This is a genomic window from Micromonospora sp. NPDC049048 (genome assembly GCF_043197615.1).
Taxonomy (GTDB): Bacteria; Actinomycetota; Actinomycetes; order Mycobacteriales; family Micromonosporaceae; genus Micromonospora.
Window position 1 is genome coordinate 133307 of record NZ_JBICTM010000008.1, and the last position, 22946, is coordinate 156252.

Genomic DNA, 22946 nt, shown 5'->3' on the forward strand with positions numbered 1-22946 from the left:
GGGACCGGGCGTCCACAGCATCGAACAGGAAGGAAACGACCGTGGCATGGACTCGTGAGGAGATGGCCCAGCGGGCCGCCAGCGAGTTGACCGACGGCTCATACGTCAACCTCGGCATCGGCCTGCCGACGCTCGTCCCGAACTACGTCCCCGATGACGTCGAGCTCGTCCTGCAGTCGGAGAACGGACTGCTCGGTGTCGGCGCCTACCCGTACGAGGGCGAGGAAGACCCCGACCTCATCAACGCGGGCAAGGAGACAGTGACCTTGCGCAAGGGGGCGTCGGTCTTCGACTCATCCATGAGCTTCGGCATGATCCGTGGCGGCAAGATCGACGCCGCCATCCTCGGCGCCATGCAGGTCTCGGCAACCGGCGACATCGCCAACTGGATGATCCCGGGCAAGATGATCAAAGGCATGGGCGGCGCCATGGATCTGGTCCACGGCGCCAAGCGTGTCATCGTCCTGATGGAGCACACCGCGAAGGACGGCTCGTACAAGATCGTGAACGAGTGCTCCCTGCCCTACACCGGCCGCGCGGTGGTCCAGGAGATCATCACCGATCTGTGCGTCCTCCAGGTCACCCCGGACGGTCTCGTCCTCACCGAGCTGGCCCCCGGCGTCAGCCTCGACGAGGTACGCGACAAGACCGAACCTGAGTTCGCGGTCGCCCTGAGGCGCCAGGACGACGCCGAGGTCTGATTAATCGGATGGGCCCGTCGGTGCTGGTCACTATGGTTGGTCGATGGACGTTGTCAGCACCGCCGACGTCTCGCCGGGCGACCGGTTCGCCTTCTGGCGCGAGGTCAGCGCGAAGCTCTGGGTGCCGTACGACCTGGCCCGGGAACGGCAGGCGGAGACCGGCTTCGAGGCACGGGTCGGCATCAGCGAGTTCGGCCCGGTGCAGGCGACCCTGATGACGACGACGGCGCACTCGGTGCGCCGTACGCCCCGGCTGATCCGCCAGGCCGACCCGGAAGTGTTCAAGGTCAGCTGCATGGTCAGTGGCAACGGCAGGCTGACCCAGGACGGCAGGTGCGCGGAGTTCGGCGCCGGGGACCTCGTGCTCTACGACACCTCGCGTCCGTACGTGGCCGAACTCCGGCCGGACGATGCGACGAGCCGGATGCTGCTCCTGCGTTTCCCACGGGCGCTGCTGCCGTTTCCTCCCCGGGACCTGCGTGAACTGAGCGCCGTCTGCATTCCCGGCGCCCGCGGCGTCGGCGCGTTGTCGTCGCGTTTCCTGCTGCAACTCGCCGACCAGTTGGACGCACTGACCCCGGCCGAGACCGCGCGTCTGGCCACCCTTACGCTCGACGTGCTGATCACGGCGTTGGCCGACGCGCTGGACGCCCGGACGGTCGTCCCCGCGGACACGTGCCGACGGGCGCTGACCGCCCGCATCCACGCCTTCATCCGCGACCATCTCGGTGACCCGGACCTGACTCCGAGCGCGATCGCCGCGGCGCACCACATCTCCGTGCGCTACCTTCACAAGCTGTTCCAGCAGGAGGAGCACACCGTTGCCGGCTGGATCCGCGAACGGCGCCTCGAGCGGTGCCGATGCGACCTCGCCGAACCCCGGCTCGCCGCCCGCACGGTCAACGCGATCGCCGCCCGGTGGGGATTCGCCAGCGCCGCGCATTTCAGCCATGCGTTCCGCGCCCGGTACGGCCAATCGCCCACCGAGTTCCGCCAGCAGCTCCCGAGCGTGCACGGAGACTGAACACCTGTGCACCCAGCCGCAACGGCAGATGTGGATGCGGCGGGCAGTCTCGTCTCAGGAAGTCGGCTTGTCCGAAGCGACAGCACTGGGAAGGGAATCGAATTGTGCGCTCGTGGGCGAAGAAGCTCCACCGGGCCACCGCCGTGGCCCTGGTCCTTGCCATCCTGCCGATCATGTCCGGCCCGGCGCAGGCCGCCGACGTGGCCCGCAACCAGAAGAACCAGAGGCTGACCGCCACGCCGTACAGCGGGAATCCGATCGCACTGGCCAGTCTCGATCCCCGCTTCTGATGCCGCGTCCACCGGCACGGCTGAACATGTCCGTCACCTCACCAAGGGAGATCCGCATGAGAACCGTACGAATCTCGATCGCCGCCGTCATGCTGGGCAGCGCCGCCGTGCTGGCGGTCGCCGCGCCGGCCCAAGCGTCCTGCCCGCAGGGAATCGCGAGCTTCGAGCCGCAGGTCAACGGCACGTTCGCGGGGACCGGCATCAACATCCGCACGGGGCCCGGCTCCGACTGCACCTCACTCGGCCATGGCCAGCCCGGTCAGACCGCGACGTTCCGCTGCTGGCGGACCGGGCACGACGGCGCCCGCTGGACCTACCTGCACAACCGCGCGACCGGCGTGTCGGGCTGGTCCCGCAGCGACCTGCTCTCGGGCGGAGGCGCCACGGTCTCCTGCGGCATCTGAGCGGCAGCGGCGCCCAGGGCGGTCCAAGCCCCGACGCGTCGCGCCCCGGGCCCGTGGCATCGAGACCCGAGCGATCCGTCGACGGACGACGGTGGGCCGGCGCCGCTGCCGAGGACGGCGGGCGGCTCCGTCCTGATCGGTCGATCAGCCGCCACCGGGCGGTGAGTAGTGTCGGCGTCATCGGCAGCCCCGCCGACGGGGCAGCCCGATGATCAGGGCGGCGCCGACGGTCAGGTGCATGCCGAGCAGCACCAGCCGGCTGCTGCCCACGCCGCTGCCCAGCGGGCCGGCCAGCGAGAGCACCAGCACGATCAGCGCGATGACCTGGAACGTCCGGGCGGGCCGGCGGACCGTACGCTCCAGCAGCGCGAGCAGGCCCCAGGCGGCCAGGCCGGCGACCAGCGCGGCCACCACGACGGCAGCCGGGCCGATGTGCCGCGTCGCCTCACCCTCGCGGACGGTGAGATCGATGCCGGCCCAGGGATCGTTGAGGACCCACAGGAGAAGGGCGCCGGCTGCGCCCGCGGCGACGGTGAGCGCGCGGCCCGTGCGCCGCGTGGTGGTCCAGGTCGTGTCGGTCCGTCGCATGTCGTTCGTCATGCCGATGAGCGTCGCGGTCCGCACCGGGTGGACACATCGGTCCGCGAGCGGCGCCGGTCCTTCCTGGGAGAACGCGACCACCAACTTTGGCAGGTGTCGGGGCCGGGTGCCCGCCGGTTAGCCTCGCCGCGTGCACCGCTTCCCGCTCGGGTCGGAGGACTGCGACCGCCGCCCCGGTCTCGCCACCACCGCCGTGCTGCTGGGCGTGTCCGGCGTGCTGACCGCGGCGACGATCCTGGGCTGGTGGAGCGGCCGCTCGCCCGGCCCGCTGCTCGCGCTCGACCTCGCGGCCGGCGCGCTGAGCTGGCTGCTGACGCCGCTGATGTGGTGGCGGCCGGTCGCCAGCACGGCCGTGCTCACCGTGCTGGCCGCGGTGTCGCCGGCCGCCACCCCACCGGCCACGATCGGCGCGCTCCAGGTGGCGCGCCGCCGGCGCGCCGCGGTCGCGGTCGCGGTGGCGGCGGCCGGGGTCGCCGCGCACGCGGTCCAGGGCGTCTGGCGGTCCAACGGCGGCATGTCGTACGGCTGGTGGCTGGCGCTGGTCACCATCGGCTACGGTGCGCTGCTCGGCTGGGGCGCGTGGGCGCAGGCCCGCGAAGCGCTGATCCGCTCGCTGCACGAGCGGGCCCGCCGCGCCGAGGCGGAGCAGGGCCGCCGGGTGGCCGAGGCGCGCATGCTGGAACGCCGCAGGATCGCCCGGGAGATGCACGACGTCCTCGCCCACCGCCTGTCGCTGCTGGCGACGTTCGCCGGCGCGATGGAGTACCGCCCGGACTCCTCACCCGAGCGGTTGTCCCAGGCCGCGGGGGTCGTCCGGGACGGGGTGCACCAGGCGCTCGAGGAGCTGCGTGAGGTGATCTCGCTTCTGCGCGACGACGAACCGCCGGACGGCGAGAACAGCCGCCCGCAGCCGGTGCTGGCCGACGTCCCGCGCCTGGTCGACGAGTCCCGCGACGCCGGCGCCGAGGTGCTGCTGCGCGAGGCGGTGGACGAGCCGGGCGAGGCGCCCCCGTCGGTGGCCCGCACCGCGTACCGGGTGGTCCAGGAGGGCCTGACCAACGCCCGCAGACACGCCGCGGGCCAGCCGGTCCGGGTAGCCCTGCGGGGCGGGCCCGGCGCCGGCCTGGAGATCGACGTCCGCAACGCGCTGGCGGCGGAGCGCACGACGCCGCCCGGCTGGTCCGGGGGCGCCGGGCTGGTCGGGCTCACCGAGCGGGTGCACCTGGCCGGCGGGCGGCTCGACCACCAGGTGGTCGACGGGGAGTTCCGGCTGCACGCGTCAATACCATGGCCGGCATGACCCCGCCGGTGCGCGTGCTCGTCGTCGACGACGACGCGCTGGTCCGCGCCGGACTGACCATGATGCTCGACGGTGCCGAGGGCATCGCGGTGGTCGGCGAGGCCGCTGACGGCGACCAGGTGCCGGCCGCCACCGACGCGCACGCCCCCGACGTCGTGCTGATGGACCTGCGCATGCCCCGGGTCGACGGCATCACCGCCATCCGCCGCCTACGGGCGCGCCCGCGGCCGCCCGAGATCATCGTGCTGACCACGTTCGACACCGACGAGAACATCCTGTCCGCGCTGCGCGCCGGGGCCAGCGGCTTCCTGCTCAAGGACACCCCACCGGCCCGGATCGTCGACGCGGTACGGCAGGTCGCGGCCGGCGAGCCGATCCTGTCGCCACGGGTCACCCGCCGGCTCATGGCCCGGGTCGCCGTCCAGGCCGGCGCGTACGCCCGGGCGAAGGCCGCCCTCGCGGTGCTCAGCCCGCGCGAGCGCGACGTCGTGGTGGCGATCGGTCAGGGGCGCAACAACGCCGATATAGCCGCCGCGCTCGGCATGACCCTGGCCACCGTGAAGACCCACGTGTCGCACATCCTGACCAAGCTCGACCTCTGCAACCGCACCCAGATAGCGCTCCTCGCCCACGACGCCGAACTCTCCTGACCGCTGGGCTCGGCGACCTCCTCGCCACGGGCCTGGCGAAGCCGCACGCCCGCGGGACGCCGGTCAGCGGCCCACCCGCGGGGTGCGCGGATTCCGCCCGTCGAACGGCGGCCGGCGGTGCGGCTGAGCGAGGCCGTCAGCGGTTCTGCGCCGGTGCGGCGATGCCCTCCTCGATCGCCAGTCGGGTCAACTCCGGCCGCCGGCGGCGTCCCGTCTTCTCCCGGATCCGGTCCAGGTGGGAGCGGACCGTACGGACACTGATCGCCAGCGCCTCCGCGATGTCCTGGTCCCGTTCACCGGCGGCCAGCAGCGACAGCACCTGACGCTCCCGGTCGGACAGCGGGACCCGGTACAACGGCTGTCGGCCACGGGACGAGTCCAGCAGGATCGAGGCCAGCGTCGGCGACACGTAGGTGTTGCCCGCGGCGATCTCCCGTACCGCCCGGAGGATCTCGTCGGCGTCGGCGTCCTTGGTCAGGTACCCGCGGGCCCCGGCGGCGATCGCGCCGAGCACGTCGGACTGGTCCCCGTGCGCCGACACGACCAGCACCCGGTGCCCCATGCCGGTGACCGCGACCACCGCCGCCGCGTCGCGTACGCCCGGCAGCCTCAGGTCGAGGATCACCACCCCGCCCCCGGGCTGCTGGTACGCCGCGAACTCCTCCACCGACCTGGCGGTGGTGCTGACCAGGATGTCCGGCGCGTCGCCGAGGGCGCGGACCAGCGCGGCCCGGTAGAGGGGGTGATCCTCCACCACCGACACCTCGATCGTCGTCCCCCCGGTCACCGCGTCCCCTCCGTGCCGGCGGCCGGCCGGACCGTGACCGGGGCGGGCCGCTGGGCGGCGGCCGGCTCCAGCACCGGCCCGGTCGGGAACAGGGCCAGCACGCTCGGCGGCACCGCCGTGGGCTGGACCGTCCCGTAACCGAGTGCCTTCAGCGCGTCCCCGTCCGGTATCGGATACCGCACCCCCTGGTCGGTGAGGAGGAAGACGGTGCCGAGCGCGGCCTGCGGTGCCGGCCGCTCGCGCAACACGGCGGCCCGGCCGGCCGGCACGAACACCGCGTCGGCCCGGGATCCGCCACCGGCCGCGATCGGCGCCGCGCCGGCCGGCACACCCGTCGAGGCACCCAACCTGATCACCGCCCGGTCACCGTCCAGCGTCGCGCACACCGCGACCCCTTCGCCGGAGACCGCCAACGGCGGGGCGAGCCGGGCCGGATAGTCGCCGGCCGGCCCGGTCACCGGCTGCGACTGCGCCACGTCGGCCGCGGTCACCCCGATCTCGCGCGCCGCGCCGCCCGGGTACGCCGCCCGGTTGGCCGGGTTGCCGAGCACCAGCGCCGCCTCGGTCTGCCCGATCGCCAGCAGCCCGTCGGCGCGGACCAGGTAGTAGCGGGGCTCGGTGCCCACGTTCGTGGCGGCGAGCACCTGGCCGACCCGCGTCGGTTGGTCACCGACCCGGGGCCCGGCGGAGCCCACCCCGGCCACCGTGATCAGCCGCAGGTCCGGACCGGGGGTCACCGCGTTCAACCAGGCCGTGCTGACCGGCAGCGGTCGTACCGCGTCGTAGCCGAGGGCCACCGCGGTGGCCGGGTCGGCGATCCGGTGCCGGCGCCCGGCCACCAACGCGTGCTCGGCGCCGTCCGGGCTGGCGACCAGCAGCGCCGTCGCCGCGCCCACCTCGGTACCGACAGGCGGCACCCCGGCCAGCGCCGTGGTGACCGGCGGGGTACCGGCCGGCCGTCCCTCGGCGCTGCGCGCGCAGACGGTGAACGGCGCGGTCAGCAGCCGGTCCCGCGCCGGCAACGACGACGGCGCGCCCGGGATCCCGAGCGGTACGCCACGCGGCGCACCCGCCAGGGACTTGCTCGACACCCGGCTGGTCGCGGTGCCGTCACCGCCGGCGAGCAGCCGCGCCGAGGCGTAGTTGAGCATGGGATGCAGCAACCCGTCGGTGCCCATCACGTACGCCGCGCCGGTGTCCTTCTCGATGACCACCTGGCCGGGCTTGCGCCAGTCGTTGTTCGCGCCCGGCCGCAGGAACCCGTACACCCCGAAGCCGGCGGTCACCAGCAGGGCCGCCGCGGCGCCGAGCGCACACCCGATGACCAGGCGGCGGCTCGGCGACACCGGATGGTTGGCGTCGCCCACCTGGAGCGCCGAGACGAGGCGGCGGCGCAGGAACTGGTACGCCTGTAGTTGGTCCCGCTGTGTCCACATCAGTTCATCCCCGCCATGGTGCGGTGCACGCCCGGTGCACTAGAACTACGGATGCAAGGTACGGATCGACGACGAGTTCGACCCCGGGGAGCCACGCCATGCCACCAGCCGCACCCGCCACCGCGCTGCTGTTCAGGTCCGTACGGCCTGGTGGCGGGCCGTCGATGCCCGTACCGCCGGTGGGGCAGCGCAGGTGGCGCGGACTCGGCGTCGGCCGCCTGGTGCTCTGGCAGACGGCGGCGCTGGGCGCGGTGGCCGCCGGCGGCCCGTACGACGCGGTCGGCGGCACGGCCACCGCGGCGGCGGCGCTCGTGGTACTCGGTACCGGGGTGCGGTGGCGCGGCCGGTGGCTGTCCGACTGGGTGGCGGTCCGGCACCGCTTCCGGCGTCGTTCGCGACGCCCGTTGCCGGCGTTGCCCACGCTGCGGATCCGCACCGACGCCGACCGGGCGGGCAACCGGGTCGGGCTCGCCGGCGACGGCAACTCGTGGACCGCGCTGCTGCGCGCCGAACCCGACGGCGACCTCGACGACCTGCTGCGCCGGCTGGTGGCCCGCTACGACGACCCCGACCTGCCGCTGGCCGGCGCGCAACTGGTCGACTGGCACTCCCCGGGCACCGGCAACGCGGCCCGGTGGATCGCCATCCGGCTCGACCCCGCGACGGCCACCCGGGCGGTGCTGGCCCGGGGCGGCGGCCAGCCCGGCGCGGTACGTGCCGCCGGCGCCGCCGCGCTGCGACTCGCCGCCGAGCTGCACGCCGCCGGGCACCAGGTCACCGCGCTCGACGGCGGTCAACTGCGCGACGCGTGGGCCACCGTGCTCGGCGTCGACCCACGACGCGGGGGCGATCCGGGCACCGAGACCTGGCACCACTGGTCGCTGGGCATGCTGCACCAGGTCTGCTACCGGCCACGCCGGGCTGTCCGGAACCTGGCCGGGGCCGCGGCGCTGCTCCGCCGGCACGCCGCCGCACCGGCCCTGGTCAGCGCCGTGTCGGTGCGGTGGGACCGGCAGCGGGGCGGCGGTACCCGCAGCACGGCGCTGATCCGGGTCGCGGTGCCCGCAGGCCCGGCCCGGGAGGCGGTCGCCGACAAGGCCCGGCAGGCCACCGCCGGGCTCGGCGGGAACCTGGTGCCACTGGACGGGGCACATGCCGAGGCGGCGTGGGAGACGCTGCCGCTGGCAGGCCTGCCGGTGGGTTAGCCGCCCCATGCGCGTACCGCGCCGTAGATGTCGAGCACCGCGCCCGCCACCGGCACCAGACCGACCAGCGCCAGGAACTCGACCACGTCGAGCAGCCGGCCCCAGTACGGCGACGGTGTGTTGGCCGCCGCCCGGACCGCGTACGTCGCGCAGACCACTCCGGTCACCAGGAGCAGCGCGGCGAGGAACAGCCGCGTCCCGGGGCCGCCGGCCAGGCCCGCCCGGGCCGTCAGGCCCAGCACCGACCCGGCGCCGGCGACCAGCAGCGCCGCCCGCTGGCCGAGGCCGACGTAGGCACGGGCGCGCAGCAGCAGGCCGGTGCCGGCCAGCCCGGCCAGCGCCCACGCCCAGCGCCCGCCGGTCAGCAGGAGTATCCCGGCGCAGCAGGCCACGATGACCGCCAGGCCACACAACAGACCGGTCAGGACCCGCTCGGCCGCCTCGGTGTCACCGACCACCTCGGGCCCGAGGGTGGGCCGCTCGTCCCGGCGGAACGACTCCACGTCGGTCGGCACGCCCGGTAGCGGCAGCCGGCCGAGCCGCAGCGCGAGCATCGGCAGCGCCGGGCTGGCCATCACGGCCGCGCAGCAGGTGACCGCCGCGACCGAGGCGGGCGAGGCGGCGGTGAGCAGGTCGGCGAGCGCGCCGAGAGTGCCGACCGCGGCGGCCACCGCGGCGGCGGCGAACCGCTGTTCGGCCACCACCACGGCGGCCAGCGCCGTGTAGAGGGTGGCCGCCGCGCCAGCCAGGGCCAGCCGGCCCGCGGACAGCCCCATCGCCGCGCCCGGACCGGCGGTCACCGACAGCCCGCCGATCAGCGTGGCCGGCACGCCACCGGCGGCCACCGCCGCGCCGAGCCCCCGATCGCCGTACGCCCGCGACAACGCCCCGCCGGCGACCAGCAGCACCACGGCCAGGGTGCCGGCGAGCAGCGCGGTGGTCAGCGCGGGCAGCCCGCTGTACCCGACCGCGACCGCGACCGCGGTGAAGGCCAGCGCGGCGACGGCACCGCCGACCCTCCGCGACACCGCCGCCCGCCACACGCCGGGCCGGTCCGCGGCGGCACTCGCGATGGCATCCACCACGTCGTCGAAGAGCATCGGGGTGGCCCGCCGGTCGACCGTGCCCAGGTAGAGCACTTCGCCGTCGCGTACGCCGGCGCCGCTGACCGTGACCGCGCCGTCGAGCGGTGGGCCACCGAAACGGCGCAGCTCCCAGCCGATCCCGCCGGCCCGGTCGGCGTTCGTGGCGAGGAGCCGGACCAGTTGCGGAAGCAACTCCGCGACGGTGCTCTGCACCGGCAGCGACACGTCGAGCCGGGCATGTGGCGCCACCACGGTGACGCGCCGGGGAGCGAGCGCAGTGGTCACTGCTGGGCCTCGCCGAGCAGCGGGGCGTACCTCGCCTCGCTGACCGAGGCGAGTTTGGCCAAGCCGTCGTTCACCGCCTCGAGCACGAGTTGGCCGAGGGCCTCGGCGTCGTAGCGGCGCAGCACCTGCGGGTCGATGGTCACGTCCGTGAACCGGCCGTCGCCCTTGAGCTTCACGGTCACGTCGCCGTTGCCGGCGTACCCGGTCACCTCCAGGGCCGCCACCGAGCGCTGGATGTCCTCGATCCGCTGCTGCTGCTCGCGCACCTGGGCGAGCAGATCCTCGATCGCCGGTTCCATCTGTCGTTTCCCCTCCGGTCTCCGCCGCCCGCCGGCGCCGCATCCGCCACCCGGGCTACGGCCGCCGCCCCTGTACGTCGAACAGGATCGACTCACGAGTATGCGTGGCGACGTTCCCGAGGTACACATACTGCGCGGCGGAAGTGTAGGCGTCGATGTAGTCGGCCCGTCCCGGGTCGGTCCGGGCCCACCGTACGGCCTCCTCGGCGGCAGCGCCGTGCAGCGTCCCGACCGGCACGGTCGGCGCCGATCCGCCGGTGCGCAGCTCGTAACTGGCGAGGTCGGCGGCCGCCGTGTAGCCGGCGCCGTTGCCGGTCAACTGTGGATGGTGGAACACGTCGGCGGGCAGGCTCTGCGGCAGCACCGGAGCAGGCGCCTGCATGGCACCGGTGACGACGTTGGCCGTCTGCCCGAACGCGAACCCGGCGAACGAGCCGACCTCCGGCAGCTTGCCGACCCCGAACCCGACCACGTCCTTGACCGCGTTGGCGATCGCCACCTGCCGGGCGTACGCCTCCTGCGCGGTCCGGGTGGCCTGCTCGGCGTCCTGCACGTTGGCGTACCAGATGGCGTTGGCGGCCGCGGCGTTGGTCAGACCGTCCACGTTGCCGGCGTACCGTCCGGCCTGCTCCATCGGGATCGTCCCGGTGTCGGCCTGCCGCAGCAGGTACTCCTGGTACAGGTCGGCGGCCGCGTTGATCTCGTCGCGGCCGTCCTGGGTGACCTGGCCGAGCATCAGCATGTGCCGGGCGTCGGTGCTGCCCAGCCGCTGCGCCGCCGGGTTGGTGTCCAGGCCGTCGAGCGGCTGGGCGTACAGGTCCATGTTCGGCGCGGTGGCCCGGGCGATCGCCTCGGCGAAGTGGGGGTTCTCCCGCATCGCGGCCAGCGTCTGCGGCAGCGACGCCGGCTCGGTGACCGTCTGGGCGAGGTTCACGTACGCGCCGCGGGCCAGGTCGTGTCGCGCGGGATCGGCGCTCGCGGCACCGATCCAGTCGACGACCCGGCCCGCGGTGGCGCCGTCGTCGGCCCACGCGAAGCCGGCCAACCGGCGCAGCGTCTCGCCGTCGCCGGCCAGTGCCGCGTCGGCGACGTGGTTGCGGGTGGACACGTCGAGCAGCGAGGTCAACGTCGCGTCCACCCGCGGCTTGTCCCAGAGCACCGCGTCGTTGGTCGACACGTAGTACCCGGGCTGGCCGGGGTTGTGCCGGGAGAGGTCGTCGAGCCGCTGGGTGACGTCGGCCATCTCGCCGACCCGGCGGGTCACCGCGGCGGAGTAGTCGGCCCCGGCGACGAGGTTCCGGTCGGCCGCGCCGGTCAGCTGGGACAGCGCCTCCCACTGCGCGTAGCGGGGCACGTCGAGCCGGTTGGTGTAGACCGTCTCGCCGAGCACCCCGGTCAGCGGCGCGCGGCCCGGCGTCGACGGCATCTCGTGGGTGAAGCCGAACGAGTTGGTGCCGATGTTGGTCTCGGTGGCGGCCCGGGTGTGCACGAGGTCGCGGACCGCGGCGGGCAGGTCGGCCGGGTCCCGCGACAGGATCAGGATGCCGTTGCCGACGGTCCGCAGCATCTCCTGCCGGTCGGCGGCGGCGAAACCGGGAGCGGTCTCCCCGAACAGGCCGAACAGGCTGGTCTGGTAGCGGTGCTCGGTGGCGTTGAGGTAGGCCGGCAGGTCGAACACCTGGTCGCCGAGCGCGCCGTGGAACGCGGTGAGGAAGGCCTTGTCCGCGGCCGACGGCGGCTGCGCGGCGCGTGCCCGGTCGGTGACCACCGCGAGTTGCGCCATGGCCTGCCGGAACTGCGCCGGCGCGACGTCCCCGGCGAGCGCGGCCCGCACCGTCTCCCCGGCGGTACGCCCGTCGGCGCCGGCCGCGGCGGTCGACCCGGCGGTACCCGCGGGGGACGACCCGCCGAGTTCGGCGGCGACCTGCGCCAACACGACGCCGAGCCGCTCGTGGACGCCGCGCATCGCGGTCACCGCCTGCTCCCCGACGGTGCGGGCCTGCTGGATCAGCACGCCGATCTGGCTGATCGGCACCGCGCGGGCGGCGGCCACCAGGAGCTGGGCGTTCGCCCGGAAGCGGGCGATGACCACGTCGCCGGTGCCGGCCGCCGCCTGCAACCCGCCGGCCGCGCGCTCCAGCGCCGCCGCGTGCCGGCGCAGCCGCGCCTCGGTGCCGTCGAGCCCCGTGGTGACCCGGCAGGAGGCGGAGCCGAACGCGTCGTACGCGGAGCCGTGCCAGTGCGCCCCGAGCCCGCAGCGGCGGCGGTCCAGGTCGCTGGAGACGCCCGCCGTCCGGTCGGCGACGGCGAGATAGGCCTGGGCGGTGGCCCGGAGCCCGGCCGGGTCGCCGGTGACCTGCCGGCGGTACTCGGCGAGCACCGTGGCGTACCGCTCGAGCAGCCAGGACAGTACGCCGGACAGGTCCATGGTGCTGCGGGCCAGGACGGGGAGGACGCCGGTCACCGGTCAGTCCACCTTGACCGAGCCGTCGGCACCGACGCTGATGTCGGCGTCGACGGTCTGTCCACCCGAGCTGGCGGTGACCTCGATGTCGAACGCGCGCCCGGTGTCGACGGGCACCTCGACCGTCACCGACAGGTCGCCCTTGGTGGCGGTGACCGTCACGTCGCCGTCGCCACCGGAGCCGCCTGGCGCGGGTACGGGCACGCCAACCGGCGCGGCCGGTGGGATCGGCAGGGTCTGCACCGGGCCGGTGGGCGTCGTCGTCACCGGCGCCGCACCGGAGAGCGAGGACTGTCCGGGTTGGACCGCGACCCACTGGTCGGTGCCGAGCGCCGACGGCGTGTAGCTGCTCATCGACCCGCCGGCCGGATAGCCCGCGCCGGTGAACGACGGCATGCCGTAGCCCCCGGTGCCGTAGCCGCCGCCCAGGGCGGCCTGCCCCGCGCCGGTGGCGACGCTGGCCATCGGTGGCGGCGCGAGCACCGGATTGCCCGCGCTCCCGGCCGGCAGCGCCGGAGCGGGCGTCGCACCGCCGTCGTTGTTCTTCGAGAACAGCTGCTCGACCTGGTCGACGATGCCGGCCAGGCCGGTCAGGATCTGGCCGAGGTTGGTCACCCCGATGGCGGTGAGGATGCCGCCGATGCCGGTGAGGAAGGCCTTGAGGATGCCGGTGGTGCTGACCGCGAGCGCCCGTCCGGCCGCTTGGGTGTACGGGTTGGACATCAGCGCGGCGACCGTCGGGTTGACCGCGCCGACCACCGCCCGGTACGCCGTCTGCGCGGTGGTCAGCTGCGCGGCGGCACCCTCCAGTTCGCGGATGCCGGCGTACACGGTCTCGATGATCTTCTGGAAACTGGCGAAGGAGCTGTTCAGCTTCTGCACCACGGATTCGCTGGCCGACCCGGCGGACCAGACCTCACGGAGCTGCTCGCGGGCCCGCTCCAGGTCGGCGAGGAGGGTGACCAGCCGGGCCACCCGCGCGGTCATGGCGGCGGCATGGGCGAGGATGGCCGCCGGGTCGCCGCCCACGATCGAGGGCAGCGCGACGGTGCCGGGCCCGCGCCCGCCGGCGGCGGCGTCCAGCGCACCCGAGTTGGGGATGTCAAGCACGGCGCACCTCTCTCGGCGTCACGTCGTCGGGATTCACCACAGCGCTGTCGCGTCCGTCATCGGCCGGTAGACGCGCACGCGCCCGAACTCGGCCGCCGAGCCGACCGCGCCGTGGTTGTAGAGCTGGCCGTTCGCGCCGGCGACACCGATCACCGGGCCGCCGTCACCGGTGAACGGCTGCACGACGACCACGTCGCCGGGGTGCACCAGGCCGGAGACGTCCCGCCCGCTGCCCGAGTACACCGCCAGCAGACCGACCCGTTCCTGGTTGGCGGGGCTGCGGTCGAGCCAGTCGGCGAAGTCCCGCGCGTCGCGGAAGGTCACCTCGGTCAGCGGGCGGGCGGAAAGCTCGCCGAGACCGGCCCGGCCCAGGTAGTCCAGCACGTTGCCGACCGACCCGGGCTCACCCGCCGCGCCCGCGCTGTCGTTGGCCGCGTAGCCGGCGAGCGCGGCACCGGGTTCCGTGCCGGGCGACGGACCGGCGCCGGCTGGCGATCCGCCGAGCGCGGCGGCGACCGCCCGGTCGGCGTCGTCGTAGTCGTTGGCGCTGCGGTGCACCAGGTCGTTGACCTCCTGCAACAGCTGAAGCAGCGTCCGCATGGTGCCGACGACCTGCCCCTGCATCGCGACGTTCGCCGAGGCGACCGGCGAGCCGAGCTTCGCGAACGACGTCGGCGCGACGGTCAACCGCTCCAGCTCCACCACCGTGCTGTACGCCTGGAGCAGGATGCCGACGACGTTGCCGACCACTCCGCGTACGGCGTCCGGCCGCACGTTGTAAGACGAGCCTGTCGTCATCGTTGGCACCTTCCCGCCAGATCGCCCGGCCCGTGCCACGCCGGGCCGGGCAGCTCCACCGCCTGAGGCGGCTTCCGGATGGTTGCGGGTCATCGTAGGTTGGTGCGCGCGAGCCCTTAAACGGCAAAACTACCCACGACCTGCCCCGTCAAAGTGACCACGGGTTACCGAGCCCATCGGGCCGAGGAGGCACCGCCGGATGTCTGTCGACACCTTCCGTCGTCGCCGGGCCATGCTGCCCGAACCACCGCGCGGTGAGATCATGCTGCAGGCTCCGCCCGCCCTGCCCCGCGGCGGCGGCCAGGGCGGCATGCAGCTGATGTTCATGCTGCCGATGATGCTCGGCATGGGGGCCATGTCGTTCGTCTACATCGGCCGGTCCGGCGGGGCGATGACCTGGATCTTCGGCGCGCTGTACATCAGCGCCATGGTCGGCATGCTGGTGATGAGCCTGTCCCGCGGCGGCGCCTCGAAGAAGGCCCAGATCAACGACGAGCGACGCGACTACCTGCGCTATCTCAGCGGGCTGCGGGGGCAGGTCCGTGAGGTGGCGGTCCGCCAGCGGGAGGCGGCCCTGGCGGCGCTGCCCGACCCGGCCGACCTGTGGTCGTTCGCCGGCACGGAGCGGCTCTGGGAGCGGGCGCGCACCGATCAGGACTTCGGCCGGGTACGGGTCGGCACCGGGCCGCAGCGGCTGGCCACGGCGCTGCGCGCGCCGCAGACCGCCCCGCTGGAGGACCTCGACCCGGTGTCGTCCACCTCGCTGCGGCACTTCATCCGCACCTACGCCACCGTCGGAGAGCTGCCGGTCGCGGTGTCGCTGCGCTCGTTCCAACGGGTCACCCTGACCGGCGACCGCCCCGAGATCCTGGACCTGGCCCGAGCCCTGCTGGCCCACCTGGCGACCTTCCACTCCCCGGACGACCTGCGCGTCGCCGCCTGCGTCGGACCGGACCGGCAGGACGGCTGGGACTGGCTGAAGTGGCTGCCCCACGCCGTGCACCGGGGCCGGGCCGACGCCAGCGGACCGACCCGACTGGCCGCCCCCAACCTCACCGAGCTGGCCGCGCTGCTCACCGACGACCCGGCCGCCCCGGCGACCCGCGGCCCGTTCAGGCCCGGGGCCCGACCCGAGGCGCCGCACCTGCTGATCCTCCTCGACGGCGGTGGCACGCTGCCCGACGCCGGCCTGGACCCACCCGGCGGGCTGGCCGGCACCACCGTCCTCGAGATCGGCGGCGGCCCCGGCGGCGGCGCACACGGTCTCGACCTGATGATCTCCGAGGGGCGCCTCGGCATGCGCACCCAGGACGGTGTCGCGCTGGTCGGCGTACCGGACCGGCTCAGCGTCGCCGGTGCCGAGGTGGTCGCCCGGCAGCTCACCGCGCTGCACACCGGCACACCGGCGGCCAGCGAACAGCCGATGTCCACCACCTTCGGCCTGGCCGACCTGCTCGGCATCGGCGACCCGCGCCGGCTGGACCCGGCGGTCACCTGGCGGCCCCGGTCGGCCCGGGACAGGCTGCGCATCCCGATCGGCGTGGACCCCGACGGGCGCCCGGTCGACCTGGACCTCAAGGAGTCGGCCGAGGGCGGCATGGGCCCACACGGGCTGGTCATCGGCGCCACCGGCTCCGGCAAGAGCGAGCTGCTGCGGACCCTGGTCACCGGTCTCGCCGCCACGCACTCCTCGGAGACGCTCAATCTCGCACTCATCGACTTCAAGGGCGGCGCCACCTTCGCCGGCATGACCGACCTGCCGCACACCTGCGCCGTGATCACCAACCTCGCGGCCGACCTGACGCTGGTCGACCGGATGGCCGACGCGCTCCGGGGCGAGCTGGTCCGCCGCCAGGAGCTGCTGCGCGCCGCCGGCAACTACGCCTCGGTACGCGACTACGAGCGGGCCCGGGTCGAGGGCGCCGCGCTGCAACCGTTGCCCTCACTGCTGGTGATCATCGACGAGTTCAGCGAGCTGCTGTCCAGCCGGCCCGAGTTCATCGACCTGTTCGTGATGATCGGCCGGCTCGGGCGCAGCCTCGGCGTGCACCTGATGCTCGCCTCGCAACGGTTGGAGGAGGGCCGGCTGCGCGGCCTGGACAGCCACCTCAGCTACCGGATCGGGCTGCGCACGTTCTCCGCCGCCGAGAGCCGGGCGGTGCTCGGGGTGTCCGACGCGTACGAACTGCCGTCGGTGCCCGGCTCGGCGTACCTGAAGTGGGACACCACCACCCTGCAACGGTTCAAGGCCGCGTACGTCTCCGGCGAGCTGCCACCCGAGCAGACGGCGGCCGTGCCCGAGGAGATCCCGTACGAGCGACGGGTCCTGCCGTTCGGGCTCGCCCCACTGACGGTGGCCGACCCGGTGAACGCGCCGGCCCCGGCGGCCGACGCCGGCACCACGTCGCCCAACGGTGGGACGGTGCTGAGCGCGATGATCGGCCGGCTGCTCGGCAAGGGACCCGCCGCGCACCAGATCTGGCTGCCGCCGCTGGCCGAACCGCCCACCCTCGACCAACTGCTGCCGCCGCTGGGCATCGACCCGCGGCGCGGCCTGAGCCCGGTCGGGTGGGCCGGCAACGGCCAGCTCACGGTGCCCTTGGGCATCGTGGACAAACCGTACGAGCAGCGCCGGGACCTGCTCTGGACCCAACTGTCCGGGGCGGCCGGGCACGCGCTCGTGCTCGGCGCACCGCAGAGCGGCAAGAGCACCCTGCTGCGTACCCTGGTGACCGCGCTGGCGCTCACCCACACCCCGACCGAGGTGCAGTTCTTCCTGCTCGACTTCGGTGGCGGCGGCCTGGCCAGCCTGTCCGGCCTGCCCCACGTCAGCGGCTACGCCAACCGGATGGACACCGAGCGGGTCCGCCGGATCATCGCCGAGCTGACCGGCCTGCTGGCCGAGCGGGAGCGGTCGTTCGCCGCGCACGGCATCGACTCGATCGCCGACTTCCGCCGCCGGCCCCCGCCCAGCCCGGACGGGCGGAACTTCGGCGACGTCTTCCTGGTCGTCGACGGCTGGATGACCCTACGCCAGGAGTTCGAGCCGCTGGACGAGTCGGTCACCACCCTCGCCGGCCGAGGTCTCGGGTTCGGCCTGCACGTCGTCCTGTCGGCCAACCGGGCGATGGAGATCCGACCGGCGCTGCGCGACCTGATCGGCACCCACGTCGAGCTGCGCCTCGGCGACGCGGCCGACTCGGCGTACGACCGGCGGGCCGCGGCCAGCGTGCCGAAGGGCGTACCGGGACGCGGGCTGACCGCCGACAAGCTGCACTTTCTCGGCGGGCTGCCCCGCATCGACGGCCACACCTCGGTCGCCGACCTGCCGGACGGCGCCAGTGACCTGGTCAAGCAGGTGGACGCGAGCTGGCACGGCCCGCGCGCTCCCCAGGTGCGGCTGCTGCCCCGGCTGGTGCCGGCCGCCGAACTGCCCGGCCCCGTCCCCGGCGACCGGCGGATCCCGATCGGCCTGGCGGAGGCGGACCTGGGCCCCGCCCACCTGGACTTCGACGCCGATCCGCACTTCATCGCCTTCGGCGACGTGGAGTCCGGCAAGAGCGGCCTGCTGCGGGTGATCGCCCGACAGATCGCGGCCCGCTACCCGGTGGCCGACGCCGCCGTCATCATCGCCGACTACCGGCGCGGCCTGGTGGACGCGCTCAGCGGCGAGCACCTGCTCGGCTACGCCGGCAGCGAGCCGGTGCTCACAAAGCTCGTCACCGAGGCCGCCGAGGGGCTGCGGCGGCGGCTGCCCGGCCCGGAGCTGACCGCCGCCCAACTGCGCGACCGGAGCTGGTGGACCGGCCCGGAGCTGTTCATCCTCGTCGACGACTACGACCTGGTCGTGTCACCCAGCCACAACCCGCTCGCGCCCCTGCTGGAGTTCCTGCCCCAGGCCAAGGACGTCGGCCTGCACCTGGTGGTCACCCGCCGTTCCGGTGGCGCCAGCCGCAGCCTGTTCGAGCCGGTCGTGCAGCGGCTACGTGACCTGGGCACGCCCGGTCTGCTGCTGTCCGGGTCCCGGGACGAGGGCGCGTTGCTGGCCGACGTCAAGCCCAGCAAGCAGCCGCCCGGCCGCGGACAGCTGGTGGACCGGCGCACCGGGGTCTCGCTGGTGCAGGTCGCCTGGGCCGGGACCGAGCCCACCTGATCCGGGTCCCGGACACCGCTGGTCCGGCCGGCCGGCGCGCGGCGCCGGTCGGCCGGCCAACCGGGGCCGTGTGGGTAATAGTGCCGTGTCCGTGACGGGTACTTGTGCCGTACTAACGATGGGTGACGACTGAATAGCATCCCCAGCGTGTACGGCGCCGCGAGTCGGCGCGCGACTCCGCCAAGAGGAGGTGACCCGACGTGGCCAGTCCCGGATACCAGAGCGATGCCGCCGCGATGACGCGAGCGGTCAGCGGGTTCGACGAAGCCGCCACCAACGCGGCTCGGACCATGTCCGAGCTGGAGAGCGAGCTCGTGTCGGTACTGAGCCGGTACGCCGGTAACCAGGCCACCGCGTTCTGGCAGCTGCAAGGCCGGCTGCAGGAGAGCATGCGGATCGCCTCACGAGAACTGCAGACCATGTCCGGTCTGGTGAACGAGAGCTTCCGCAACTACAACACCGGTGACGTGGCGGCCGCCGACTCCCTGCGGGGCCTCACCGGCGCCGTGGGCGAGGGCAGCGCCGTGCTCAGCCGGCTGGCCGGTGCCTAGACCCTCTGCCCGGAAGGGGTGATGTGAGATGTCCGCCGATGTGATCAACGTCGAATTCGCCGCGCTGCGTGCCGCCGCCGACTCGTTGCAGGTCAAGGCCCGGGCGCTGAACAGCCACATGGACCAGCTGCAGAGCAGCCTGGCCCCGATCAAGCAGACCTGGTACGCCTCCGGCAGCACCGCCGGCCAGTCCGCGGAGCAGTCCGAGACGCGGCTGCGGGCGGCACTGGCCGACATCATCGCGGTGATCGGTCAGTTCTCCGGCAAGGTGCACGAGGCGCACGACACCCAGTTGGCGTTGGAGAACCGGAACACCAGCTTCTTCGCCTGAGCCGGGCGATCGGCGGCGTGCGGTGCGGGCGGACAGCCCCCACGGCACGCCGCCGCCCCACTTGCCGCCGCCCGCTGGCGGCGTTGTTCTCAGCCGAGCTCCGAGACAGGAGAGCGCGACGATGTCCCAGGAGGAGTCGTTCCGGGTCCACCTCGAATCGCTGCTGGCGTTCGCCCGCGAGTTGGAAGACCAACTGGAGGCGATGCGCAGGCCGACGGACGGCCTCGGACAGTTGCGTATCCGGCCGGTGCTGCTCGGCGAGTTCGGTGAGGCGGTGTCGCTGGCCGATCGGCACCGGGCCGCCGCCGAGCAGATGCACGAACTGCTGCACACCGTGCGGGAGGCGATCGCCTTCGCCAACGACGTGACCCGCATGATCGCGGACGGGTACGCCGACCACGACTTCGGCGTCGCCACGTCGTTCCGGGCCCACGGAAGGGACTGACACGATGCCGCGTCGACGCGGTCGGGCGCGTACCGACTTCAGCCAGTACAGCCATCAGCAACTCGCGCAGATGCTGCACGCCGGCAAACCGGAATCGGTGGTCGAGGCGGCGGAGGGCTGGGCAGCCGCCGGCACCGCGCTGCACGAGCGCGCCGGCGACATCGAACGCCAGCTCCGCGAGTTCGAGCAGTGGTGGGACGGCGGCGCCGCCCGGCAGTACCAGACGATGATCAACGATCTGACCTCGGGTATCCGGCAGGTCGCCAACACCGCGTACTCGGTGCGGGACCTGGCCCACTCGTCCGCCGACGCGCTCCGTGCGGCCCAGAAGGCGATGCCCGCGCCCGTCGCGGTACCCGACGTCGCTCCCTCCGTCATCGCCGCCGCGACGACGCCGTTGGTCGTGCCCGCGGACACGCCACCCGTCATGGTCGACGCGCTCCGCCAGCAGCAGGCCGAGGCGGCCACCGAGGTCCGGGCCCAGCAGCAGGCGCAGGCCGCCTCGAACGCGGCACACCAGCAGGCGGTGCAGGTGATGGCCACCCTCGCCGCCGACTACGTCACGAACGAGGACGCGATGCCGGTCACCCCGCGCGCCGCGTCCAGACCCACCACCGGCACGCCCATCGAGGAACCACCGCCGGTCGCGCCCGCCCTGCCGCTGGTTCCGCAGCCCGGTGGCGAGGCGCCGTCCGTACCGGTCGAGACGCCTCCGACCGGGACTCCGGCCGAGCCGGGCCAGGCGCCGCCGGCGGCCCAACCCCGGCCGCTGTTCGGCACGATGTTCACCGCCGGGCTGGCTGCTGCCGCCGCCGCGCTCGGCGGGCGGTTCGCCACCGTGCCACCCGGGCTGGGCGCCAAACCGAAGACCGAGAACAAGGGTACGGAGCACAAGGGTGGCGCCCCGGTGGCGACGGCCGACGGCGGGGGTGCCGGCACCGGCGCCCGGATGTCCGCTGGCGGCGTGGGTGGCGGCGGGGGCGGAGGCGGCGCGGGCGTCGACCTGTCGCCGGTGGCGAACCAGTCCCTGGCTGGTCAGGCCGGCGGTCCGGCGGCGAGCGGGCTCGCCGGAGTCGCGGGAACCGCCGCCGGGATGGCCGCGGCGAAGGGCATGGCCGGCGGCTTCATGCCCGCGATGCCCTTCGCCCCGATGGGCGCGGGCGAGGGGGCCGGCGGCCGGCGCATCCCGCCCTGGCTCGTCGAGACCGAGGACGTGTGGGGCGAGCAGTCGGTGGTGACGCCGGCGGTCATCGGCGAGGAGCCCGAGCCGGGTCAGCCGGGCGGCCGGTCATGGAGGTGACCGCCGCCGGATTCCGCGCCGTTCCGAGCGCCCTGGACACCGCGGCGAGCGAACTCACCGGAAACGCCGAGCGGTTGAACACCATCCGCGGGCAGCTCGCCACACCGGCCATCGACGGCAGCGCGTTCGGGTTGGTGCCGCAGTCCCAACGGGTCATGCAGGCGCATGGAAGCAGTCTGCAACTCAGCACCGTCGAGTTGGAGTCGGCGGCGACGCAGACCCGGCGGCTGGCCACCGGGGTGACCGCCGCGGTGACGAACTACCGGCGGGGTGACAACCAGGCGAGCCAGGCATTCCGGCAGCTGCTGGGCGGCCAGGCCGGTGGCACCACGCTGGCCGCCGCCGGGGCCGCCGCGCCCGCCGGCACCGCCCCGTTCGGCGCCCGGATCGCGGCCAACCGGGCGGCGGTCACCGCCGAGCTGGCCGTCGAACGGCAGCGCCTCGCCGGCTATCAGGCCCAGCTCACCGGGGACCGGTCCGACGACCACCGGCTGAGCCAGACCATCGCCAAGTCGCAGGCGCGCATCGACCTGTACGAGAGCGTCATCGCCGAGAATCGCAAGATCCTCTCGTTCGACCCGTCCGGTGACGGATCGATGGTGGAGCTGGTCGGCGACATCGACGCCGGCACCCGCAACGTCGCGGTCTTCGTCCCCGGCACCACCTCCGAGCTGGCCAACTTCGAGCGCTACCACGACGGCGCGCTCGGCTTCGTCGACGCGGCCCCTCGCCGGGACCTGGCCATGGTCGTCTGGATGGACGGTGACCTGCCGTCCAACCTGTTCCCGCAGGCGCCGTCGGCCCGCTTCGCCGACGAACTCGGGCCCAGACTCGCCGACTTCTCCGGCCAACTGCGCGCCGAGATCGCCGGCTCCGCCGCAGCGGGCAACGACGTGCAGATCACCTACGCCGGCCACTCGTACGGCGGTGCGGTGGTCGGGACCGCCGAGCAGCACGGGCTGGACGCCGACCGGATCCTGCACATCGAGTCGGCGGGCATGGGCCACCGCGTGGACGGGCCGGAGGACCTGCGTCCGGTCCAGCCCGACGTGCAGCGCTACTCGATGACCGCGCCGGGGGATCCCATCACCTGGGTCCGGGACATCAGCATCGGCAACTGGGGGCACGGGGCCGACCCGGACGAGTTCCCGGGAGTGGTTCGGCTGGAGACCGGCAACTACGCCGACGGCCGACCACTGCAGGGCGGCGCCGCGCACTCCGGCGTGCTCACCTACCACAGTGACGCCTGGTGGAACATCTACCAGGTGTTCACCGGTGGTCCGCTCGTCACGGTACCGTCGGCGCCGTGACCGAGCCGATCGACTTCGCGCCCCTGGCCGCCGTGGCCGGGCCGTTGCGGGCTGTGCTGGACGACATCGCCGCGCGGTTCGGCGCCGACGTCCGGATCAGCCGCGACGAACAGCTCGACTGCGACCCGTTCCGGCCGGCCGGCGTGCCGAGCGAGTCGGTGCGCTGGGAGTACAACCTGCGGGTCCCCGCCCGGCCCGGTGCCGTCGAGATCCTGCTGACCGAGGTGGTGCCCCAGCTGGGCGCGGACGGGTGGCGGACCACCGACCGCAGCGGCGACGCCGAGGTGGCCTACCAGTTCCAGCGGGACGGGGCGAATCTCGGCGTACACATCTCCCGGGACGGCACGGGCGACGTGGTGGTGGGCGGATCGAGCCGTTGCGTGCCGACCGGGGCGCGCTGACGCGGCGGGCCACTGTG

22 protein-coding genes are annotated in these 22946 nt (G+C 74.0%); 14 read left to right on the forward strand and 8 right to left on the reverse strand.

Annotated features, from left to right (window positions below; all coding sequences use genetic code 11):
* Positions 1 to 41 precede the first annotated feature (41 nt).
* From ACGFIG_RS24370 to ACGFIG_RS24385, 4 genes are all read left to right on the forward strand, one after another.
* Positions 42 to 701 carry a CoA transferase subunit B gene (locus tag ACGFIG_RS24370; protein ID WP_393006522.1) on the forward strand — a complete coding sequence of 220 codons (660 nt, stop codon included), beginning with the start codon at positions 42 to 44 and terminating at the stop codon, positions 699 to 701.
* 43 nt (positions 702 to 744) lie between these two features.
* Positions 745 to 1725 (forward strand): helix-turn-helix domain-containing protein, encoded by a 981-nt coding sequence (locus ACGFIG_RS24375; protein ID WP_393006524.1) that lies wholly within the window; start codon positions 745 to 747, stop codon positions 1723 to 1725.
* Positions 1726 to 1829: 104 nt separating this feature from the next.
* Entirely contained in the window at positions 1830 to 2015 is a 186-nt protein-coding gene (locus ACGFIG_RS24380) for a hypothetical protein (RefSeq protein ID WP_393006526.1), read from the forward strand.
* A 56-nt stretch (positions 2016 to 2071) separates the two neighbouring features.
* Entirely contained in the window at positions 2072 to 2419 is a 348-nt protein-coding gene (locus ACGFIG_RS24385; protein WP_393006528.1) for a hypothetical protein, read from the forward strand.
* Positions 2420 to 2596: 177 nt separating this feature from the next.
* Here the strand turns inward: ACGFIG_RS24385 and ACGFIG_RS24390 are convergent, their stop codons facing one another.
* Positions 2597 to 3019, reverse strand: a complete 423-nt coding sequence (locus tag ACGFIG_RS24390) for a DUF6069 family protein (protein WP_393006529.1) — start codon at positions 3017 to 3019, stop codon at positions 2597 to 2599.
* A gap of 130 nt (positions 3020 to 3149) precedes the next feature.
* On the opposite strand from ACGFIG_RS24390, the gene ACGFIG_RS24395 reads away from it, so the two are divergent.
* A complete protein-coding gene (locus tag ACGFIG_RS24395) occupies positions 3150 to 4319 on the forward strand; it encodes a sensor histidine kinase (protein ID WP_393006531.1) in 1170 nt (389 codons plus the stop codon).
* A complete protein-coding gene (locus tag ACGFIG_RS24400) occupies positions 4307 to 4969 on the forward strand; it encodes a response regulator (RefSeq protein WP_393006533.1) in 663 nt (220 codons plus the stop codon). The genes ACGFIG_RS24395 and ACGFIG_RS24400 overlap by 13 nt, the downstream gene beginning before the upstream one ends.
* Before the next feature lie 136 nt (positions 4970 to 5105).
* On the opposite strand, the gene ACGFIG_RS24405 is transcribed toward ACGFIG_RS24400, so the two are convergent.
* Both ACGFIG_RS24405 and eccB read right to left on the reverse strand, forming a co-directional pair.
* The gene (locus ACGFIG_RS24405) at positions 5106 to 5756 is read right to left on the reverse strand and encodes a LuxR C-terminal-related transcriptional regulator (RefSeq protein ID WP_393006534.1); all 651 of its coding nucleotides are present in this window, start codon (positions 5754 to 5756) and stop codon (positions 5106 to 5108) included.
* Positions 5753 to 7192, reverse strand: a complete 1440-nt coding sequence (gene eccB, locus ACGFIG_RS24410; RefSeq protein ID WP_393006536.1) for a type VII secretion protein EccB — start codon at positions 7190 to 7192, stop codon at positions 5753 to 5755. Before eccB ends, ACGFIG_RS24405 begins: the two co-directional genes overlap by 4 nt.
* Before the next feature lie 98 nt (positions 7193 to 7290).
* Here eccB and ACGFIG_RS24415 point away from each other — a divergent pair, with 98 nt between their 5' ends.
* Positions 7291 to 8397: a type VII secretion protein EccE gene (locus tag ACGFIG_RS24415; protein ID WP_393006538.1), complete on the forward strand. Its 1107-nt coding sequence runs from the start codon at positions 7291 to 7293 to the stop codon at positions 8395 to 8397.
* On the opposite strand, the gene eccD is transcribed toward ACGFIG_RS24415, so the two are convergent.
* From eccD to ACGFIG_RS24440, 5 genes are read right to left on the reverse strand one after another with little or no spacing between them, the layout of a single operon-like run.
* The gene (gene eccD / locus ACGFIG_RS24420) at positions 8394 to 9767 is read right to left on the reverse strand and encodes a type VII secretion integral membrane protein EccD (protein ID WP_393006540.1); all 1374 of its coding nucleotides are present in this window, start codon (positions 9765 to 9767) and stop codon (positions 8394 to 8396) included. The genes ACGFIG_RS24415 and eccD overlap by 4 nt on opposite strands.
* Positions 9764 to 10066 (reverse strand): YbaB/EbfC family nucleoid-associated protein, encoded by a 303-nt coding sequence (locus ACGFIG_RS24425; protein WP_393006542.1) that lies wholly within the window; start codon positions 10064 to 10066, stop codon positions 9764 to 9766. The genes eccD and ACGFIG_RS24425 overlap by 4 nt, the downstream gene beginning before the upstream one ends.
* 55 nt (positions 10067 to 10121) lie before the next feature.
* Positions 10122 to 12530 (reverse strand): WXG100 family type VII secretion target, encoded by a 2409-nt coding sequence (locus tag ACGFIG_RS24430; protein WP_393006544.1) that lies wholly within the window; start codon positions 12528 to 12530, stop codon positions 10122 to 10124.
* A 3-nt stretch (positions 12531 to 12533) separates the two neighbouring features.
* A complete protein-coding gene (locus ACGFIG_RS24435) occupies positions 12534 to 13640 on the reverse strand; it encodes a WXG100 family type VII secretion target (protein ID WP_393006546.1) in 1107 nt (368 codons plus the stop codon).
* Positions 13641 to 13673: 33 nt separating this feature from the next.
* Positions 13674 to 14438 (reverse strand): WXG100 family type VII secretion target, encoded by a 765-nt coding sequence (locus ACGFIG_RS24440; protein ID WP_393006548.1) that lies wholly within the window; start codon positions 14436 to 14438, stop codon positions 13674 to 13676.
* Positions 14439 to 14637: 199 nt separating this feature from the next.
* Between ACGFIG_RS24440 and eccCa the strand changes: the two genes are divergently transcribed.
* The 7 genes from eccCa to ACGFIG_RS24475 all read left to right on the forward strand — a co-directional run bounded on the left by eccCa (position 14638) and on the right by ACGFIG_RS24475 (position 22929).
* Entirely contained in the window at positions 14638 to 18591 is a 3954-nt protein-coding gene (gene eccCa / locus ACGFIG_RS24445) for a type VII secretion protein EccCa (protein ID WP_393006550.1), read from the forward strand.
* A 200-nt stretch (positions 18592 to 18791) separates the two neighbouring features.
* Complete coding sequence (locus ACGFIG_RS24450; RefSeq protein ID WP_393006552.1) at positions 18792 to 19142, forward strand: WXG100 family type VII secretion target; 351 nt, start codon at positions 18792 to 18794, stop codon at positions 19140 to 19142.
* 28 nt (positions 19143 to 19170) lie between these two features.
* The gene (locus ACGFIG_RS24455; RefSeq protein WP_393006554.1) at positions 19171 to 19473 is read left to right on the forward strand and encodes a WXG100 family type VII secretion target; all 303 of its coding nucleotides are present in this window, start codon (positions 19171 to 19173) and stop codon (positions 19471 to 19473) included.
* 121 nt (positions 19474 to 19594) lie between these two features.
* Positions 19595 to 19918 carry a hypothetical protein gene (locus ACGFIG_RS24460; protein WP_393006556.1) on the forward strand — a complete coding sequence of 108 codons (324 nt, stop codon included), beginning with the start codon at positions 19595 to 19597 and terminating at the stop codon, positions 19916 to 19918.
* 4 nt (positions 19919 to 19922) lie between these two features.
* Positions 19923 to 21218 (forward strand): WXG100 family type VII secretion target, encoded by a 1296-nt coding sequence (locus tag ACGFIG_RS24465; RefSeq protein WP_393006558.1) that lies wholly within the window; start codon positions 19923 to 19925, stop codon positions 21216 to 21218.
* The gene (locus ACGFIG_RS24470; RefSeq protein WP_393006560.1) at positions 21209 to 22528 is read left to right on the forward strand and encodes an alpha/beta hydrolase; all 1320 of its coding nucleotides are present in this window, start codon (positions 21209 to 21211) and stop codon (positions 22526 to 22528) included. Before ACGFIG_RS24465 ends, ACGFIG_RS24470 begins: the two co-directional genes overlap by 10 nt.
* Positions 22525 to 22929, forward strand: a complete 405-nt coding sequence (locus tag ACGFIG_RS24475; RefSeq protein ID WP_393006562.1) for a hypothetical protein — start codon at positions 22525 to 22527, stop codon at positions 22927 to 22929. Before ACGFIG_RS24470 ends, ACGFIG_RS24475 begins: the two co-directional genes overlap by 4 nt.
* Positions 22930 to 22946: the final 17 nt, after the last annotated feature.

What these genes read in the sequence shown, in the direction of transcription:
- ACGFIG_RS24425 (WP_393006542.1), bottom strand. Translation starts at nt 10,066, where the DNA reads ATGGAACCGGCGATCGAGGATCTGCTCGCCCAGGTGCGCGAGCAGCAG.
- ACGFIG_RS24385 (WP_393006528.1), top strand. Translation starts at nt 2,072, where the DNA reads ATGAGAACCGTACGAATCTCGATCGCCGCCGTCATGCTGGGCAGCGCC.
- ACGFIG_RS24375 (WP_393006524.1), top strand. Translation starts at nt 745, where the DNA reads ATGGACGTTGTCAGCACCGCCGACGTCTCGCCGGGCGACCGGTTCGCC.
- ACGFIG_RS24440 (WP_393006548.1), bottom strand. Translation starts at nt 14,438, where the DNA reads ATGACGACAGGCTCGTCTTACAACGTGCGGCCGGACGCCGTACGCGGA.
- ACGFIG_RS24465 (WP_393006558.1), top strand. Translation starts at nt 19,923, where the DNA reads ATGCCGCGTCGACGCGGTCGGGCGCGTACCGACTTCAGCCAGTACAGC.
- ACGFIG_RS24390 (WP_393006529.1), bottom strand. Translation starts at nt 3,019, where the DNA reads ATGACGAACGACATGCGACGGACCGACACGACCTGGACCACCACGCGG.
- ACGFIG_RS24400 (WP_393006533.1), top strand. Translation starts at nt 4,307, where the DNA reads ATGGCCGGCATGACCCCGCCGGTGCGCGTGCTCGTCGTCGACGACGAC.
- ACGFIG_RS24415 (WP_393006538.1), top strand. Translation starts at nt 7,291, where the DNA reads ATGCCACCAGCCGCACCCGCCACCGCGCTGCTGTTCAGGTCCGTACGG.
- ACGFIG_RS24460 (WP_393006556.1), top strand. Translation starts at nt 19,595, where the DNA reads ATGTCCCAGGAGGAGTCGTTCCGGGTCCACCTCGAATCGCTGCTGGCG.
- ACGFIG_RS24455 (WP_393006554.1), top strand. Translation starts at nt 19,171, where the DNA reads ATGTCCGCCGATGTGATCAACGTCGAATTCGCCGCGCTGCGTGCCGCC.
- ACGFIG_RS24470 (WP_393006560.1), top strand. Translation starts at nt 21,209, where the DNA reads ATGGAGGTGACCGCCGCCGGATTCCGCGCCGTTCCGAGCGCCCTGGAC.
- eccB (WP_393006536.1), bottom strand. Translation starts at nt 7,192, where the DNA reads ATGTGGACACAGCGGGACCAACTACAGGCGTACCAGTTCCTGCGCCGC.
- eccCa (WP_393006550.1), top strand. Translation starts at nt 14,638, where the DNA reads ATGTCTGTCGACACCTTCCGTCGTCGCCGGGCCATGCTGCCCGAACCA.